At 26.7% G+C, this 18870-nt stretch carries 16 protein-coding genes; 2 read left to right on the forward strand and 14 right to left on the reverse strand.

Annotated features, from left to right (window positions below):
* Positions 1 to 24: 24 nt before the first annotated feature.
* The 4 genes from I2A75_RS00240 to asnB all read right to left on the reverse strand — a co-directional run bounded on the left by I2A75_RS00240 (position 25) and on the right by asnB (position 4191).
* On the reverse strand, positions 25 to 843 hold the full coding sequence (locus tag I2A75_RS00240; RefSeq protein WP_195262477.1) for an MBL fold metallo-hydrolase: 819 nt from the start codon (positions 841 to 843) through the stop codon (positions 25 to 27).
* A 175-nt stretch (positions 844 to 1018) separates the two neighbouring features.
* Positions 1019 to 1306 carry a CorA family divalent cation transporter gene (locus I2A75_RS00245; protein ID WP_195262478.1) on the reverse strand — a complete coding sequence of 96 codons (288 nt, stop codon included), beginning with the start codon at positions 1304 to 1306 and terminating at the stop codon, positions 1019 to 1021.
* Between the two features lie 84 nt (positions 1307 to 1390).
* On the reverse strand, positions 1391 to 2188 hold the full coding sequence (locus I2A75_RS00250) for a DUF4037 domain-containing protein (RefSeq protein WP_195262479.1): 798 nt from the start codon (positions 2186 to 2188) through the stop codon (positions 1391 to 1393).
* Between the two features lie 164 nt (positions 2189 to 2352).
* A complete protein-coding gene (gene asnB, locus I2A75_RS00255) occupies positions 2353 to 4191 on the reverse strand; it encodes an asparagine synthase (glutamine-hydrolyzing) (protein ID WP_195262480.1) in 1839 nt (612 codons plus the stop codon).
* 378 nt (positions 4192 to 4569) lie between these two features.
* On the opposite strand from asnB, the gene I2A75_RS00260 reads away from it, so the two are divergent.
* Complete coding sequence (locus I2A75_RS00260; RefSeq protein ID WP_195262481.1) at positions 4570 to 5601, forward strand: IS1 family transposase; 1032 nt, start codon at positions 4570 to 4572, stop codon at positions 5599 to 5601.
* A gap of 355 nt (positions 5602 to 5956) precedes the next feature.
* On the opposite strand, the gene yidA is transcribed toward I2A75_RS00260, so the two are convergent.
* The 8 genes from yidA to I2A75_RS00300 form a co-directional block, all read right to left on the reverse strand.
* Entirely contained in the window at positions 5957 to 6769 is an 813-nt protein-coding gene (yidA, locus tag I2A75_RS00265) for a sugar-phosphatase (RefSeq protein WP_195262482.1), read from the reverse strand.
* 100 nt (positions 6770 to 6869) lie between these two features.
* Positions 6870 to 7139, reverse strand: a complete 270-nt coding sequence (locus I2A75_RS00270; protein WP_195262483.1) for an ATP cone domain-containing protein — start codon at positions 7137 to 7139, stop codon at positions 6870 to 6872.
* 62 nt (positions 7140 to 7201) lie between these two features.
* The gene (locus I2A75_RS00275; protein WP_195262484.1) at positions 7202 to 9262 is read right to left on the reverse strand and encodes a bifunctional diguanylate cyclase/phosphodiesterase; all 2061 of its coding nucleotides are present in this window, start codon (positions 9260 to 9262) and stop codon (positions 7202 to 7204) included.
* A gap of 255 nt (positions 9263 to 9517) precedes the next feature.
* Positions 9518 to 10963 carry a DEAD/DEAH box helicase gene (locus I2A75_RS00280; RefSeq protein ID WP_195262485.1) on the reverse strand — a complete coding sequence of 482 codons (1446 nt, stop codon included), beginning with the start codon at positions 10961 to 10963 and terminating at the stop codon, positions 9518 to 9520.
* Positions 10964 to 11147: 184 nt separating this feature from the next.
* Positions 11148 to 12809: a multicopper oxidase gene (locus I2A75_RS00285; protein WP_243241899.1), complete on the reverse strand. Its 1662-nt coding sequence runs from the start codon at positions 12807 to 12809 to the stop codon at positions 11148 to 11150.
* An 84-nt stretch (positions 12810 to 12893) separates the two neighbouring features.
* Positions 12894 to 13394: a DedA family protein gene (locus I2A75_RS00290; protein WP_195262486.1), complete on the reverse strand. Its 501-nt coding sequence runs from the start codon at positions 13392 to 13394 to the stop codon at positions 12894 to 12896.
* A 109-nt stretch (positions 13395 to 13503) separates the two neighbouring features.
* Positions 13504 to 14541, reverse strand: coding sequence for a M42 family metallopeptidase (locus I2A75_RS00295; RefSeq protein ID WP_195262778.1), 1038 nt, complete (start codon positions 14539 to 14541; stop codon positions 13504 to 13506).
* Between the two features lie 328 nt (positions 14542 to 14869).
* A complete protein-coding gene (locus I2A75_RS00300) occupies positions 14870 to 16267 on the reverse strand; it encodes a glycoside hydrolase family 1 protein (protein ID WP_195262487.1) in 1398 nt (465 codons plus the stop codon).
* A 203-nt stretch (positions 16268 to 16470) separates the two neighbouring features.
* Between I2A75_RS00300 and I2A75_RS00305 the strand changes: the two genes are divergently transcribed.
* The gene (locus tag I2A75_RS00305; protein WP_243241901.1) at positions 16471 to 16797 is read left to right on the forward strand and encodes a PTS lactose/cellobiose transporter subunit IIA; all 327 of its coding nucleotides are present in this window, start codon (positions 16471 to 16473) and stop codon (positions 16795 to 16797) included.
* A 139-nt stretch (positions 16798 to 16936) separates the two neighbouring features.
* Here I2A75_RS00305 and I2A75_RS00310 read toward each other — a convergent pair whose 3' ends face one another.
* Positions 16937 to 17251 carry a PTS sugar transporter subunit IIB gene (locus tag I2A75_RS00310; RefSeq protein WP_195262488.1) on the reverse strand — a complete coding sequence of 105 codons (315 nt, stop codon included), beginning with the start codon at positions 17249 to 17251 and terminating at the stop codon, positions 16937 to 16939.
* A gap of 59 nt (positions 17252 to 17310) precedes the next feature.
* Complete coding sequence (gene celB, locus I2A75_RS00315) at positions 17311 to 18669, reverse strand: PTS cellobiose transporter subunit IIC (protein WP_195262489.1); 1359 nt, start codon at positions 18667 to 18669, stop codon at positions 17311 to 17313.
* Between the last annotated feature and the right edge of the window lie 201 nt (positions 18670 to 18870).

Consider the following 18870-nt stretch of genomic DNA (forward strand, 5'->3'; position numbering starts at 1 on the left):
CTCCCTTAATTCTTTTAAATAAAATTACTGGTTTATATTTATTTTAATGCCATTACAAGTAACATGGATTTCTCCATCTCCCGTAATGAATACATTACTCTTTATACCATTTAATGATTTTATAAGTTTTTTACTTGGCTTATGCTCAATATTATCAGTTGTTATTATAGAAGTACTCGGTCTAACTTTAGCCAAGAAATCAGCCATAAAATCATTATTTCTACCATGATGGGGAATTTTTAACAAATCATAATTCTTAGTTTCTAAATTTTTCAATAAATTCTCTGTAGATTTTTCTTCTATATCTCCTGTGAATAAAAATTTACTTTTCCCATATCTTACGCTTAATACTAAAGAATTATCATTTTCATTTATATAATTTTCCTTCGGTGCTAGAACCTCTACTTTTAAATCTCCATCAAATATCTTTTCTCCTACTTCTGTTCTTCTAATTTCTATATTTTTTTTATTTGCTACCTCTAACATTTCCTTATATTGCTTTTTTTCTTCATTTATATAAGATGTTAAAATCTCTCCTACTTCTATTTTTTCTAATATTTTATCTGCTCCACCAACATGATCTTTATCAAGATGAGTTATTATCATATAATCTAGTTTTTCAATACCTAAGTCATTTAATCTTTCTGCTATATATTCTCCACTTTCATCTCGAGCTGAATCAATTAAAATATTAACTTCATCACTTTTAATTAAAATACTATCTGCCTTCCCAACATTTAAAAAATATATATCCATTTCGTTAAGTTCTTCAACTTTAACATCGCATGATGCAAAAGTAAAAAATGGGATAATAAATAAAACTATAAATTTTAAGTTTTTCATTTTAACTCCTTTTTAACTTTATGATAACTATATTTCAACATATCCCTTCCATATTTTTACTATTTATATATCATTATTATATATCTATGCAAAAAAAAATATTTAGATAACTAATTTAGTTTATCCAAATATTTCATATTTCTTACAAAAAATAATTATTCATTAACCACTTCTATTAAATATATCTATTTTTCCTAAAGTATGCTATTTCTAATAATATAATTACTAAATTAACTATAATTGATATTAAGAATTCATAGTCATTATTTAATAATGGCATGTTTTTAAAATTCATACCGAATATTCCTGACACTATTGTCACTGATAATGTCGATACTGTTATAACTGTTAAAAGTTGCATAGTTTTTTTCATCTTATTTGATAACTCTGAATTATAAATATCTATACAAGAATATATTGAAGCTTCAATGTTATCTACTAAACTTAAAGTATTATCTAACACTAAAAATACTTTATTATAAAGATCTAATTCATATAAATCCTATAAAAATTTATGTTTAATTTCCCTTTGAAAATTTATTATAACTTACATAATTCTATTTAAATTATTTATGAGTGAGTCTAAATACATCAACAAATCTTTATTTCCACTTCCAGATAATTTGAAAATATTATTTATATCCTCTTCAAAATTTCTAGGTATCTTATCGCATGTATTTTTAATTATATTTATTAATCTTTTTTCTCCTGGATGAGGAATCTCATTAATAGCAAATATTATATCAAAATAACTTGCTAGAAATCCTGATAATCTATGATTGATGCTATTTAAATCCTCTCTTTTTATTGCTTTACTTATTTGATTATAGTAAGAAGATATATTTCTTTTTAATAAAGGATAATTTAGTTCTATTATATTTTCCTTCAGCCTTCTAGGGTATTTACACTTTGTACTTTCTTTTAACTTAGTTAATTTTCCATCTCTATCAAAGATTATATTTGATTTTTTTACATTATGCCAAAAGCATGTACTGTAACCTATTGATGCATTATGATTAACTAATATACCATTTATTACATCTTCTATCCAAGACAATCCAAAATAAGCTATGTCTATTGGAGTATTTGTATCCCTTAGTATAAGTTCATCACCTTGTCCCCAATAATCATTTCCAACTTCCTTATAACTTGCATATTTACTAATTATTTTTTCTCTTATTTCAATTGGAATATCTGAGTACGTGAATATATCAATATCTATATCTGATAAATTATCATTTCTTTGTGATGTAGAAGAACCTGCAAAACTTATAGCTGCTACCTCTTTTATATCTTTGAAATCACTTATTATTTCCTCTAAAATTAATTCTAATTCCTTATTCATTATCTCTCCCCCTTTTATCCTTTATTAAATATTACTACTAATATATTTATTAATAAATTGGAAAAAAGAACAAAAATAAGTATCTCAAAAATTTAAATTTACGAGATACTTATTAAAACTATATAAGATTCTATTTTAATATAGTTATATAGATAATTATAAAACTATATTAATTTTACGTTATAAAATTCCAACCAATTATTTACTTGTATTAAATATGCTATCATTTGTGGTCCAGTCATTAATTGTCCATACCAAGGTGTTTTATATGATGCACCTTTTGTATCAACTATTTCTTTTACTTTTGTTTTATCTATTATATCTAAAATAGGTGAAGATTTATCATTTAATATCTTAGTCATAGCATTACAAACCATATCTGTATATATTGGGTTATGAGTTTTTGGATATGGACTCTTTTTTCTATATATTATAGACTCAGGCAATATTCCTTCCAAAGACTTTCTTAATAATCCTTTTTCTCTACCATCTAATAATTTTATATTTGATGGTATATTAAATGCATACTCTACTAATCTATAATCTGCAAAAGGAACTCTAACCTCTAGACTATTTGCCATACTCATTCTGTCTTTTCTATTCAATAAATTAACCATAAACCATCTTAAATTCAAATAAAATAATTCTCTCATTCTATGCTCTAACTTACTTTCTCCACTTAGATGAGGAACTTCCTTTAAAGTATCATTATAAGCAGTTTGAGCAACTTCTTCTATTTTTAAGTTTTTTAAATCTGGACTTAAAATTGCCTTTCTTTCACCTATGAATCCAGACCAAGGAAAAGTATTAGCATTTATCATATCTTCATTAGTAAACCATGGATATCCTCCAAACAATTCATCAGCACATTCTCCAGATAATGCTATAACAAAATCCTTTTTAACTTCCTTGCAGAATAAATATAAAGATGAATCTACATCAGCCATTCCTGGTAAATCTCTTCCAATAACTGCATCATCCAATGCATTTACTAAATCTCTGTGATTTAATACAACAGTCCTATGGTCACTACCAATATAATCAGCCATTATCTCTGCAAAATGTTGGTCAGATGTTGGCTGGAATAATGATGATTTAAAGAACTTTTCATTATCTTCATAATCTATTGAATAAGTTGTAAGTGTCTTGTTTCTTCTCTTATATTCATTTGCAGCTATTGCTGATATAGCTGATGAATCTAACCCACCTGATAAGAAAGTGCAAAGTGGAACATCACCTACTAATTGCCTATTAATTGAATCAATAAGTAGTTCTCTAACATGTTCTACTGCTTCTTCTTTGCTTTCATTAAATTCTTCAGCTTTTAATTCCCAGTACATATCTTTCTTAATTCCATCTTCATTAACAATTATATATTGTGCTGGTTTGACTTCTTCAATTCCTTTATATACTGTTGTTCCTGGTATAACTGCTGGTCCAAGTGCAAATAGTTCTGTTAATCCATCTTTATCTACTACTGGTTCAACATACGGATGCTTAAATAAAGCTTTTATTTCTGATCCAAATATAAATGTACCATTTTTTATTGTATAAAATAACGGCTTAACTCCCATGACATCTCTTGCAAGTACAACTCTCTTTTCTTTTTCATCATAAATTGCAAATGCAAATATACCATTAAATTTTTTAATACAATCTAGTCCCCATCTAATGTAAGAAGTAAGTAATACTTCGGTATCTGAATACCCTTCAAAAGTATATCCGTCATTTATTAGCTCTTTTCTTAAATCTTCTGTATTATATAATTCACCATTATATACCACTACATATTCTTTTCCATTAACAACCTTTTTCATTGGTTGCTTTCCACCTTCTGGATCAACTACAATAAGTCTTCTATGTCCAAACATTACATTATTGGATATATAAGTACCTTCGGCATTAGGTCCTCTATTAATTAGTGTATCTGTCATTTCTTTTAAGGTTTTTATATTATTTTTGATGCTTCCCTTAAAATTCACAAATCCTGTTATTCCACACATAATCATCCTTCTTTCTCTATTTGTCTATTATATATAGTTATATGATTATGTTTTGACAATAGTTCGTTAAAAATACTCAATGAAAATAAAGAAATGAAATAAATAAAAATGATACTTTAAATCAAAAGGTGTATCACTTAAAGTTTACTTTTTACATTGAGTACATAATTAATTGACAAATAAATTTAATTCTTATTCTTACTTACATATATATCCCATTTTATCATATACATATGTGTTTTAAAAACGTGTTGTTTTTAAATATAATGTCTACTAGTTGATTAAACTATAACCTATTTGTCTAGAATAAAAATACATATTATATGCATTTAAACTATGATTATTTTTTATATCTTAATAAAATTAAGGGTGAGTGAAATGGAGTACATTATTAAACAAAGTTTAGAATCTAATAATACTTTAATAAAAGAAAATAACTTTAAAAGAAATTTTAAATTAATAGATGATCATTTAAATCAACTTAATTTAATAGATTTATTTAAAGATAAAGAAATTAATGCTTGCCCTCATTGCAATAGTACAAATTTTATTAAAAATGGTAAATTTAAAAGTATTCAACGCTATAAATGTAAAAACAAAGATTGTTCTAAAACTTTTTCTACAAAAACTAATTCACCTTTTAGCTATTCAAAAAAAGATATTACCTTATGGATGAAATACCTAGCTCTTATGAATAGCGGCTTCTCTTTACGAGATTGTTCAAGTATTTTAAGTATAAACCTAGCTACATCATTTTATTGGAGACATAAAATTCTTGTAGCAGCTGCTTCTAATAATAATTTTAAAACCTTAAAAAATTATGTTGAAGTTAACAAAATAATGCTAAAAGAAAATTTCAAGGGAAATAGAGAAGCTAAATTCTTAAGTAAAGAAAAAATATTTATAGTTTGTGCTATTGATAATAGTAATTCAATTCTATCCAAAGCAATAGGCAGATACTCTATTTCATTGACATCAATATCTAAAAATTTCTATCCTAATTTAGATAAATCAGCATTTTTATCTGCTTTTAATGATAGATGTTTAATTGCTTTCGCTAAAAATCATAACTCTAAGTTGTCTAAAAATGATTTAAAAAGGTTTACTAAAAATACCTTAGAAAATTTTAATGACGAAAATACTACTAGCTATTATGATAGATTACCACTAGTATCTAAATTTACTTTTAACATTCATAGATGGCTTATTAGATTTAGGGGCGTTGCAACTAAATACTTAGAAAACTATTTAAGTTGGTATATACTTGATTATAAATTCAACTTTTCTCTTAACTGTGCTAACCAAATTTTATTATTTAAAAAGTTAAATTGTGAAAATATATTATTAAAAGTGAAAGACTTTCAAAATTTCAAATTATCATATCAATATAATTGTATTGGTAATTATTAATTTTACATTGAATTATTATACACTTATATCTCATCATTATACATTTCTGTTTTTATTATTAAAAGATACTTTTTAAGCTATTTTTTTGTTAACAACATCTTTTTAAAACATATATGTATATGTTTTAAAATGAATATATAGTATTGTTATAAATTACTAATTGATATTAATAATAAAATATAATTTTCGGTATATTTTTTATCTATACTTAAATTAAGCGATGAATCTGTAAGTAATTTTATTTAATTATAATATTACTTAATTAATGCATTTTAAAAGTCGAAAACGGGCTACAGTTAAGGGATTTTTTATCCGCTAATACTACAACCCGTTATAATTAAATAATTTTCATTTTTTAATTATTTTCTAGTATAAACTTTTCTATTACCTTAGCAACTCCATCGTTTTCGTTTGTATCTGTAATATAATCAGCCATTTCCTTTATTTCGTCAAAGGCATTACCCATAGCTACTCCAAGTCCTGCGTATTCTAACATATGTATATCATTACCTGCATCACCTAAAGTTATTATTTCTTCTCTCTTTATTCCTAGATGTTTTGCTAATAATTCAACTCCGACACCTTTATTTGCATCTTTATTTAAGAATTCTAAGAAATATGGTGTACTTCTTACAACCGTATATTTTTCATATACTTCTTTTGGTAATTTTTCTATAGCTGGTCCTAATATTTCAGGCTCATCTATCATCATAATTTTTATCATAACCTCATCATCAGCTATAGAATCTATATTCATTTCATGAATCTCTATATTATTAATTTGAGCTTCAACTTCTGTATATTTGCTATTTTTAGGAGTAATTAACCCTTTCTTTTCCCAAAAGGCATGAATATTAACCCCTAATTCATCACTTAAATTTTTTAAGTAATGTAAATCAGCACCATTTAATGCTACCTTATTTATTGCCTCTTTACTTTTTGTTTTTTGTACTAAAGCTCCATTATAGCTAAGTACATAATCATTTTCTGTTAGCATATCTAATTCTTCTAAATATCTTGAAACACCTTCTATTGGTCTTCCAGTTGCTAAAACTACTGTAACTCCATTATCTCTTGCTGCTTGGATAGCCTTCTTAGTTCTATCAGATATACTTTTATCTTCTCTAAGTAAAGTTCCATCCATGTCCATAGCTACTAACTTATACATTCTTAATCCTCCGTTTATAATTAAAGTTAATTAAATTATATCATAACAATAACTATAAATGAATTTATTATATTCATCTTAAGTTGTTCTACATTACATTTTACTTATCAAATTCAACATAAGCTCTTAAAATTGAATTAAAACCATCCCTTTTTAATACTTCAAAAATTACACCTATTACCTCATAACTAGAAGTAATTAAAGAATCTTTTCTAATCTTTAATAATAGTTTTTCAACATCACCTACTAATATATTTAAATCTGATTCATTTACCATTGCACCACAATCTCTTGCAGCATTTTCTATACTAGTTTTAACTTTTCTTATATTAAATTTTTCAAGTCTTCCGTCCTTTTTTATTATATTCATAAAAAACCTTCTTTCTATAATATAAATTAATTTAAACTTTATTAAAACTTATTTATTAAAGTTTAAAATAAATTTGTTACTGCTACTTCTTTAAAACAAGATTCTATATTATTAAAATTTAATATAAATTTATTAAAATCATTTAAATTCAAAGGTTTACTTATATAATACCCTTGTATTTTATCACACTCTATATCCGTAAGTAGTTCAATTTGATTTTTTATTTCAGCTCCTTCACAAACTACATCTAAATTTAAAGTATGCGCTAAGTTAATTAGAGTTTTAATAATAGCAAATGTTTTTTGGTCATTTTCTACACTTATAAGTAAACTTCTATCTATTTTTAGAGTATCTAATGGTAAAGTTTTTACATAATTAAAGGAAGAGTATCCTACGCCAAAATCATCTAAAGCTATGTTAAAGCCAAGTTTTCGCAACTGATTTAATATATTTACAGTAAATTCAATATTATCTATTATTTCATCTTCAGTAATTTCTATCTTTATAAAATTAGGATTTACATCACATTCATTTACTATACTTATAATTCTCTCTAAAAAGTTAATTTGCTTTAAAGCGGTATATGATATATTTACTGAAACTTTAAAATCAGCTTCAGTTAAGTTTCTCATTTTTTTGCAAAATTCACATGACTCTTTTAGTACAAATTCATCTATTCTAATTATATCTCCATTTTTTTTAGCTAATGGTATAAACTTTATTGGTGAAATTATTCCAGTAGGGGTAATCCATCTACTTAAAGCTTCTGCACCTACTATCTTTTTAGATTTAACATCATATACTGGCTGATAATATACTTCAATTTCCTCATTATCTATAGCCATACTCAGTCTGCTTTCTAGATTTAAATTTTCTAACATTTCTTCTGAAAATATCTTATATATATTTCCACCTTTTTGTTTTCCTTCATACATAGATATATCAGCATACTTTAATAAAGTAAATACATCTTCAGCATGATCTGGATAACAGCTTATTCCTATACTTGCTTTTAAACTAAAATTATATCTACTAAATTCAATATTTTTATTTAATAGTTTTAATATCTCTTCTGCTATGTCCTTTATATTATCTAAATCACTTTCTCCTCTTTTAACTACTATAAATTCATCTCCACCCAGTCTACCAACAGTTATATCTTCAGAGCATAATTCCGTTAATCTATCAGCTACACCCCTTAGAATCTCATCTCCTGTATTATGTCCTAAAGTATCATTTATATTTTTAAAATCGTCAAGATCTATAAAATAAATGCTAAACTTTTCATTTCTACTTATTAATTCTATTAAATACTCAAGCAAGTTATGCCTATTTAATAAATTAGTCAAAGTATCATAATTAGCCAAATAGGTCATATCTTCAGCATATTTTTTTATTTCTGTAACGTCATTTACTATTATTGAAAAGTATCCCTCATTAAGTGAGTATACTGATACAACTCCCCACTTGTCATCTATTATGTTTATTTCCTGTGCAATGCATTCTGATTTTGAATTTTTTATTCTTGTTAAAATTTCTAATATCTGATTTTTATCTCTAGAAAAATTTATATATATATCCGACAATTTATTATTTATTACTGCTTCTTGGGTAAAACCCAATAACTCTGCTCCAGCAAAATTAACATCTATAATAACTCCGTCTATATATTCTCCTTCATCATTTTCTATTGCTTTTAAATGAAAAAATGAATTAGACATTGCATTTAATATATTTGTATAATTTTTTTCTTCTTGCTGTAAATAAATTTCTGTGTTCACAAGTTTATCTAATACTATATTAATTTCATCACCTAACTTACTTATTTCATCATTTTTAAGCTTACTATTATTTTTATCAGTTGATATTATAAGTTTCCTTATAGATTTTTCAATTAACTTTAATCTTTTTATTATGTGTCTATTAACAAATAAATAAATTCCTATATTTACTGAGATTAATAAGAATAATATTAATAATAATGTTAATCTATAATTTATAATTGCTTCTAGTGAACTCTCTTCTAATTTATAAACTATAAACATGAATATTGCACTAATAATAATAGATATTAATAAAGTGGAATAGAATAACAGCATCGCTATCTTTTGTGAAAGCTTCAATTTATTCACCATCCCAAATTTATTATTTTATTCTTGCTATAATTATACAATTTTTTGTACGTACCATTCAAGTTTTTTAAATTTATATTTAAATATATTAATTATATATTGTTTGATTAATCTTACGATAAATTTTTAATAAATTACAAATATAATTAATCTAAAAATAAAAAAATAAGGTGATGCCTCATAAATTACTTTTAGATTTTACGAGTCATCACCTTATTAACATATACCTACTAATAATTATAGTCTTTAATTTTTAGCTTTGCTTAACTTAGCAACTTTTCCTTTTATTTTTATTTCTTTATATTTTTTTAATATTAAATTACCTTTGCCATTTAGAATATCAACAAATGAATGACCATCTTGCACATCTATAATTCCTATATCCTCACCTGTTACCTCATCTAAATTACTAAATGCCCCTAATATATCTATATTTCTTATTTTTTTCTTCTTCCCTGCTGTTATATGTATTTTAGTAACTTCGTTATGAATATTCTTTTTAATACTTGTTTTGTTACTATAATCACTTTTCTGACTTTCAAAAAATCTATTTCTTCCTTCTACTATTTCTTCATATGCTGGAAGACTAGCTTCTTCTATGTTGTAACCTATATATTCTTCGATTTCGGTCAAAAATCTTTTTTCTCCTTTAGACACTAAAGAGATTGCAAATCCTTTTTTCTCGCCTCTTCCACTTCTTCCTATTCTATGTACATAACTTTCTTTTTCCATTGGAACTTCATAATTAAATACATTAGTTATATGGTCTATATGAATTCCTCTAGCTGCAACATCAGTTGCTACAAGCACTTTAAATTCCTTATTTTTAAAACTTTCCATAGTTGCTAGTCTATCTTTTTGCTCCATATCTCCATGCAATTCTCTAACACTAATTTTTTCTTTTTTTAATAAAGAACTTAAGTTCCTAACTGAATCCTTAGTATTACAGAAAATTATTGCTGATTCATCTGTAAATGCATAAAGAGATTTTAATAAATATTTAAACTTTTCTTCTCTATCTACAGTTATATAGTTTTCAGATATTTTATCCCTATTAAACACCTTTGACTTTATACTAAGTACAGTTGGATTATTCATATAATTTAAATATAACCCCTCTATTTCCTTTGGAATTGTCGCTGAAAATAAAGCTACATTTTTTGATTTTGGTAATTTATCTAATACATCTGTAATTTGATCTATAAATCCCATATTAAGCATTTTATCAGCTTCGTCTATTACTACAAGGTCTATATCCTGAGTATTTAAGTTTCCCCTTTCTATATGATCTATAACCCTTCCAGGAGTTCCACATACTATATGTACTCTTTGCTTAAGTTCTCTTACTTGCTCATTGAAAGGCTGCTTTCCAAATATAGCTGCACACCTAACCTTCTTTAATCTTCCTATATTTGATATATCTTCTTTTACTTGCATTGCAAGCTCTCTTGTTGGAACTAATATTAAAGCTTTTACCTTATTTTCTTCTACATTCACTAGCTCACATATTGGAATTCCAAAACTAGCTGTTTTTCCACTCCCCGTTTGAGATTTCACAACTAAATCCTTTTTATTTAACATATATGGAATAACCTCTTGTTGAACTTCAGATGGTTTTTCAAACCCTAAATTCTTTAGTGCTTTAAGAATTTCTTCACTTAACTTCATATCCTCAAATTTATCTATATTCATTAGAATACCTCTCTTTTTAAAATTCTGTTATTTAAACTAAATTTCTAATAAAACTATTTACTACTATTAAATAGCATTATTTATTTTACCCTATAGCACTAATTTTAACAATGTTAGATATTTTATAAAAAACAGTAGATAGATACCTATCTACTGCTTAATTATTTTAGATAACATTATTATATTATTTTACACAATCGCATTCTACAACTTTTAAAGGTCTCATCATTTCATGATCCTCATGTTCTAGGAAATGACAATGCCATACATAATTGCCTGCATAGCCTTTAAATTGCATTATGATTCTAGTTACTTTTCCAGCCTCTGAATCAACTGTATCTTTAAAGCCTCTTTCATAATCATGAGGCTCTTCTTTTGGTCCAGTATAAATTACTTCACCTGTATTATTATAAGCATCTACATCAAAAGGTCTTCTCCAAAGAATCTTAAACTGTACTAAATGAATGTGAATTGGATGTGGCAAAGCCATTGGATTAATTAAATTCCATATTTCAATACTATCTAGTTCAGGTTTCTCAGTAACAGGATCACTCCAAGTCATATTATCAATCATAAGCATTGGTCTACCATAACTATCAGTCATAGCTCCAAAAGATACTTTTCTTTTTTTTCTTACTAAATCCTTATTTAATGGATGCACTACTCTAAGGGTACTAGGAACAACACTTGTATCCTCGCCTTGTAATGGCTCTACAACATTAAATCTCATAATCATATTAGTACCTGATATATCTGAATCAGCATCATCATTCATTAATATAATTCTTTCTCCAACATGTTGTGAAAAATCTATTATTATATCAATTCTTTCAGATGGCATTAACTTAAATGATGTTAGGTTGACAGGTTCTTCTAATAATCCTCCATCAGTACCTATTTGAATAAATTCTTCATCATTAGAAAGTCTCATAATATATTGACGTCTATTTGAAGCATTTACTATTCTAAATCTATACTTACGAGGCTCAACATCTAAATACGGCCATACTTTACCATTAACTAATATTGTATCCCCAAAGAATCCAGGTACTATTGATGGAGATACACTAACTGGAAATGGTGGGTCTGCCGGATAAAATAATTCTCCTTCTTCAGTAAATGATTTATCTTGTACTAAAAGAGGAATTTCATATTTACCCTTAGGCAAATTTAATCTTTCCTCTAATAAATCTCTAAGAATATACATACCTGCAAGACCTGCATATACATTTAATCTTGTTTGACCCATAGCATGATCATGGTACCATAGTGTAGTACCTGATTGATAATTTGTATATTTATAAGTTTTTCTAATAAACTCCGGTCCTGTAATTTTAAATCCATTAGTGAACCAAGCTTCTGGATGTCCATCACTACTACTTTCTACCTTTGCTCCATGCAAATGAACTACTGTTTTTGATTCTGGATCATCTACAGTTCCATGCAAGGTTTTATCATAAGGTAAAAAATGTTTATCAGGCAATTTGTTATCCCATAATACATAAGTGGGAATATTTTTAAATGCTTCTATTATTGGACCAGGATATAATCCATTATATCCCCAAATCTTGGTTGGTGGAAAATATGATGAAAAATAATGCTCTGCTTCTTCCATACTAATATGATATCTTTTTTCATTATCTTTAGAATCATTGTTATCATCATATATAGGTTTTGCCACTTCCATAATTGGCAATTTATCTATAAATTTTGGAATTGTAAACGGATCAGATGGATTAACTATAAAACATATATTATCATTACAACTTTTTACTTCTACTTCATCTTTTGAATTTTCTTCTAGCTCATTTTTCGAAGTATTTATATCTAGTTCACTTGAAACCATACTCTTCACTCCTTAAGCTAAGTTATAATATAATATATTCACCCTTATGTTAAATGTTCTTTTTATAGTTACCTTTTTTATTTTTTAAATAAACCAACTTCCAAATGCATATCCTACATATATAAATACTGCATTCCATATTGCTATACCAATAGTTGAATAAATAGAAAACCTTATTACATTCATTCTGAACATTCCAGCAACAAAAGGTATTAAAGTTCTTCCTACTGGAATTAATCTAGTTATTAAAACTCCCTTATCCCCATAATTTTCTATGTATAAGCATACCTTATCAATAGATTTACGCGACTTAGGAAACTTATTGTATACCTTAGTTAATATTGGCTTACCAAACCAATAAGATATTCCGAATAAAACATAACTTGCTAATGCCCCTGCTAAAACAGATATTCCTAATGCTACAAAAAAGTTAATTCCTGACTTTGCCACAGCAATTCCTATAGCTGGCATTATTATAGCAGCTCCTAATCCAGGAAAGTTTAAGTATTCTAAAAATATAATTATAAATAAAAATATTAAGCCATATCTTGCAAAATATTCTATTACTATTTGAATATTGTCCATTTCATCTCCACTCCAAGCTATATATGTTGATGACTTTTATTTTACCCCATCTTTCTTAAAATTAAATATTGTTTTTCTTAATTTTTACTTAATTATACTTTTATTTCATTTAGTTCATTAGATATGCTAACAGTAACTTTATTGTATTTTCTAACCCTTCATAGTGTGTTCTTTCCATTCCATGTGATGCATGAACTCCAGGTCCTATAAGTGCCCCTCTTATATCATTTCCACCTCTTAATGCAGCTCCTACATCAGATCCATACATTGGATAAATATCTACTGCATACTTTATATTATTTGCTTTAGCTAATTCTATAAGAGATGTAACCATATTATAATCATAAGGTCCACCAGAGTCCTTAGCACAAATTGATACATCATACTCTGTACAACTTAAATCATCTCCAATACACCCCATATCTACTGCTATCATTTCAGTTATATCATTTGGAATATATGAAGCTCCATGTCCAACTTCCTCATATATAGAAATAAATAACTTTGTTGTGTACTTAGGAGTTATTTTTTCTCTATTAAAGATTTCTAATAATCCCATCAATGCAGCTACACTACCCTTATCATCTATAAATCTTGATTTTATAAAACCACTTTCAGTTATTGTTGTCTTAGGATCTATAAAAATAAAATCTCCAGGACATATTCCAATATCTTCAACATCTTTCTTTGAAAGTACTTTTTCATCAATTCTTACTTCCATATTTTCTGGATCACGCTTTTTTTCCTTACTATCTGGATAAACATGAGCTGCTGGGCTTGTACTTAAAAATGTTCCTGTATATATTCTTCCATCCCTAGTTCTTATCTTACAATATTCACTATCTAAAGTTGGTGGAATTGGACCTCCAAGTAAAGTGAACTTTAGTGTTCCATTATTAGTAATAGATCTAACCATTGCCCCTAATGTATCTACATGAGCTGCAAGTCCTATAACCTTATCATTACTTTTTCCTGGAATTGTTATTATTCCACATCCCTTATTTGTTGTTTCAAACTTATATCCAAAGCTATTAGAAATTTCTTCAATAATCTTAATTATATCGAAACAAAATCCTGTTGGACTATCAAACTCCAATATTCTTTTAGCAGTACTTAATACGTATTCCTTATTAATACTATATTGCATCATTATCACACTCCTCACTTTTTATAGCGCTAAAATCTATCATTTAAATCTTAACGATACAAAGTAAACTATATTCTTTATCAATTTATTTTACTATATTTTCTTATGGTATTTCCATATTTATATAATAATTATACATACTTTCTATTTCTGATATTATCACAAATCTATTTAATATTATTCTTTAATTTATCTATAAAGAGTAATTAACTTATAAAACTCTTATTGTAAATAAATTTATAGCTTAAAACTAATTTATCTTTATAAATTTAATTCTGAATATATTAGAATTAGAAAAGGAATACCTAAACGGTATTCCTCTTATAAATTAAAAGCCATTATTTTCAGATACTTCCTTAATCCATCTTCCTGACTTCTTTATTGATTTTTTTAATGTCTTTAAGTCTAAAGCAATATATCCATATCTATTCTTATATGCATTACTCCAAGACCAACAATCTATAGGTGTCCATGAATGGAATCCAAAACAATTTGAACCTTCTTCTATCCCCTTATGAAGATATTCTAAATGTTCCTTAAAGAAATCTATTCTATAGTCATCTTCAACAATTCCATTTTCATTTATATATATTTCTTCTCCTTCAACACCCATACCATTTTCAGATATATACCATGGAATATTATTATAGTTATCTCTTATATTCATTGCTATATCATACATAGCCTTAGGATATATTTCCCATCCCCTATATGGATTCATTCTCTTATTTGGCATATCATAGTTATCAAAATATTTATCTGGCATCCATCCATTACTTTCATCGAACTCTGACTCTTTAGCCATTACTCTCCTTGGTTGATAGTAATTTACACCTAGAAAATCTATTGTATTTTCTTTTATTATTTTTAATTCTTCTTTAGTGGACTCCCATAATACATTATCTTTAGTTAATATATCAACTAAAATTTCTGGGAATTCTCCTTTTACTGCAGGATTTAAAAATGAATTGTTAAATACGCTATCTGCAATTTTAGCCGCTCTTAAATCCTCTTCACTATTACTTCTTGGATATGCAGGAGTTAAATTTAGTATGATTCCAATTTTCCCTCCATCTTTATTGCATCCTAGTTCTCTATATTTTTTAATAGCTTTAGCAGAAGCTAAGTTTAGATTATATAAAACTTGCATTGCTTTTTTTCCATCTACTAATTTAGGATAATGGAATTGATATAAATATTCCCCTTCAACTACAACTATTGGTTCGTTAAAGGTTGTCCAATGTTTTACTCTATCTGAAAATAGTTTAAATGCTGTTTCTGCAAATTTAACAAATAAATCAACTACATGCTTTGATTCCCAACCACCATATTTATTGTATAACTCTACAGGTATATCAAAGTGATGAAGATTCATTACTGGAATCATCCCATTCTTTATAGTTTCATCAATTACATCATTATAAAATCTTACTGCATCCTCATCAGGTTCACCAGTTTCTAAATCTTTTATAAGTCTAGTCCATTGAATAGAAGTTCTAAAACTATTTAAGCCGATTTCTTTAAGCATAGCTAAATCTTCTTTATAACTATTATAAAAATTTGATGTTACTGATGGCCCTACTTTATCAAAGAAAGCTTCTGGTTCAACTTCATACCAGTAATCGAATACACTCTTGTGAGGTTTATTGAAATCCCCTTCAGATTGTGGCCCTGATGTTGCAGATCCCCACCAGAAGTTTTCAGGAAAATTATATTTTATTGTCATGATTATTCCTCCTATAAATATCTTAATCGCCTATATTATCTCTTTAAATCTAAATTATTTCACAACACCATTATATATATTATTAAATTATTTGTCTATACTTTTAATATAAACAATTATATCTTTTATTACTCGATTAATATTGAAATATATAATACCTTTCTGTATAATAAGTATATACTTATTAATGGAGGGGATTTTTCATGGAACTTAATAATGAAACTAATATGGAAGCAATAGCATTTGAATTAATTAGTAATGTAGGTGAAGCAAGATCTTTATTAATGGAAGCTTTAATGCTAGCTAGAGAAGAAAATTTCGATGCAGCAGATGAAAAAGTTAAAGAAGCATCTAAGTTCTTAACTAACGGTCACCATAGCCATTTTGGATTAATACAAAAAGAAGCTGATGGTGAAAACCTACAATTTTCATTAATTTTAATGCATGCCGAAGATCAATTGATGACTACAGAAACATTAAAATTAGTTGTTGAAGAATTGATTTTAACTCATAAAAAATATTCAAAATAATATATAGTAAATAAGGTATAATAAAAAATATTTAATAGATTTATTATACCTTATTTTTTTATAAAAATTTATAAAAAAACAATTAGCAATTAAGAAATTAATCTATATTTGCTAATTGTTTTTTAATTATCTCAAATATTTATTTTTGAAAGGCATCTATAACATCATATGCTTGTTCTAATACAGCCAATCCATCAACTCTACCATAAGTAACAACATCAATTACTGCTACTGGTATTTTACCTTTAACCATTGTTTTAATTTTTGATTCTATAAAGCGTACTTGAGGTCCTAATAAAATAACATCAGCTTTTTCCCAATTAGATTCAGCTTCACTTTGTGATACTGCCCATATATTGCATTGTACATCATTTTCCTCTGCTGCTTTTTTCATCTTTGTAACTAATAAACTTGTTGACATTCCTGCTGAACAAACTAATAATATATTTTCCATATATATCCCTCCAATTATACTTTAATTACTATATCAATTTAATTCTATTTTATTTTCTACTAATTTTCTGCTGCTTCTACTGTTTCTGCTTTTTTCTTAAAACGATTAGATTTTTTATTTTCTGAATTTTTAGCTTCTTTTTCTGCTTTAAGTGCTTGTATATCTAAAACTCTTATAAATGGTACCCATATTAATAATACTACTGCTAATTCAACTAATTGTAAAATACCACCACGAATTGAGTTTGTAGCTAACATACCACTAAAGAATATTGGAACTGTCCAAGGAACAGATACCCCTGTAGTCATAGGAACTAATCCTATTCTCATTGCTAAATATGCTATAACTACTGCTGCCATTGGTGCCAATATCCAAGGAATAAGTATTGCTGGATTCATAACTATTGGTAATCCAAATATAACTGGTTCGTTAACATTAAATATACCTGCTGGTGCTGCTATTTTAGCAACCTGTCTTAATTGTTTACTTCTAGCTATTATAAATATTCCAATTATAACAGCTAAAGTCATACCAGTACCACCTATACCAACTGTATAAGTTTCCATAAATTGCTTAGTTATTATATTAGGTACATCTTTATGAGCTATAAAAGCTTCATAATTTTGTAATGATAAAGTATTCCAAATTGGATCTAAAACTGAATTAACTATAATTTGTCCATGTAATCCAAAGAACCATAAAATTTGTATTGCAAATATAGCAATTATAGTTGCAAATAATCCACTACCTAATGACATTAATGGCATTTGTATTATTTCATATATAAAGTCATGAATATTTCCCCATGGTGTAGCTGTAAATATCATTCTTATTACTAAAAATAATCCTAATACAATAAATGAAGGTATTAAAGCTGCAAATGATTTTGCTACTGTTGGTGGAACACCATCTGGCATCTTTATTGTCCAATTTTTATTAAGTATCCAAACATAAACTCTTGTTGCAAGAAAGGCTGTTAGTATTCCAACAAACATTCCCTTAGCTCCTAATCTTGCTATTGGAATTACATCGTTTACTATTTCGCCAGCTTCAGTTGTAACCATAAGTGGTGTCAATACAAGGAATGCTGCTACAGATATAGCTGCTGGGAATATGGCATCAACGTCATAACTCTTAGCCAAATAATACCCTATACCTAATACTACAAATAATGTAGCTATACTCATAGTTGCTGATGGTAATATATTTAGTATATTACCTAGTGCAGTTTTTCCCTCTTCACCAATTAATTTATCTAAGTAAGGTAAATTTACTAAAACAACTGCAAATGACCCTACTATTGTTAGAGGAAAACTTAGCATAAATGCATCACGTAAAACTGTCAAGATACGGCTTGTACTAAGTTTGCCTGCAAAAGGTAACATGTACTTCTCAATAAATTCATTAAATTTTGACATACAATCTCATCTCCCTAAAATTTATAATTACTTTATGAAATCTATTACAATACTTATTATACATAAAGATATATCTTTTGTAAAGCAAAAGTATATCCTTTTACAAAAATATTTTTATACTTTTTTTCTTGATAAGTTTTAAAATCAAAAAAAGTGCAATCTGCAAGCTACGATTACACTTTAAATTCAACTATTTTATTT

This window comes from Clostridium sp. 1001275B_160808_H3, assembly GCF_015550425.1.
Lineage (GTDB): Bacteria > Bacillota > Clostridia > Clostridiales > Clostridiaceae > Clostridium.

Bases quoted from the DNA above. Each gene is read 5' to 3' on its own strand.
- I2A75_RS00295 (WP_195262778.1), bottom strand. From the start codon at position 14,541: ATGCAATATAGTATTAATAAGGAATACGTATTAAGTACTGCTAAAAGA.
- yidA (WP_195262482.1), bottom strand. From the start codon at position 6,769: ATGTATAAGTTAGTAGCTATGGACATGGATGGAACTTTACTTAGAGAA.
- I2A75_RS00300 (WP_195262487.1), bottom strand. From the start codon at position 16,267: ATGACAATAAAATATAATTTTCCTGAAAACTTCTGGTGGGGATCTGCA.
- celB (WP_195262489.1), bottom strand. From the start codon at position 18,669: ATGTCAAAATTTAATGAATTTATTGAGAAGTACATGTTACCTTTTGCA.
- I2A75_RS00285 (WP_243241899.1), bottom strand. From the start codon at position 12,809: ATGGTTTCAAGTGAACTAGATATAAATACTTCGAAAAATGAGCTAGAA.
- I2A75_RS00290 (WP_195262486.1), bottom strand. From the start codon at position 13,394: ATGGACAATATTCAAATAGTAATAGAATATTTTGCAAGATATGGCTTA.
- I2A75_RS00260 (WP_195262481.1), top strand. From the start codon at position 4,570: ATGGAGTACATTATTAAACAAAGTTTAGAATCTAATAATACTTTAATA.
- I2A75_RS00250 (WP_195262479.1), bottom strand. From the start codon at position 2,188: ATGAATAAGGAATTAGAATTAATTTTAGAGGAAATAATAAGTGATTTC.
- I2A75_RS00310 (WP_195262488.1), bottom strand. From the start codon at position 17,251: ATGGAAAATATATTATTAGTTTGTTCAGCAGGAATGTCAACAAGTTTA.
- I2A75_RS00305 (WP_243241901.1), top strand. From the start codon at position 16,471: ATGGAACTTAATAATGAAACTAATATGGAAGCAATAGCATTTGAATTA.
- asnB (WP_195262480.1), bottom strand. From the start codon at position 4,191: ATGTGTGGAATAACAGGATTTGTGAATTTTAAGGGAAGCATCAAAAAT.
- I2A75_RS00240 (WP_195262477.1), bottom strand. From the start codon at position 843: ATGAAAAACTTAAAATTTATAGTTTTATTTATTATCCCATTTTTTACT.
- I2A75_RS00280 (WP_195262485.1), bottom strand. From the start codon at position 10,963: ATGAATATAGATAAATTTGAGGATATGAAGTTAAGTGAAGAAATTCTT.
- I2A75_RS00270 (WP_195262483.1), bottom strand. From the start codon at position 7,139: ATGAATATAATAAAAAAGGACGGAAGACTTGAAAAATTTAATATAAGA.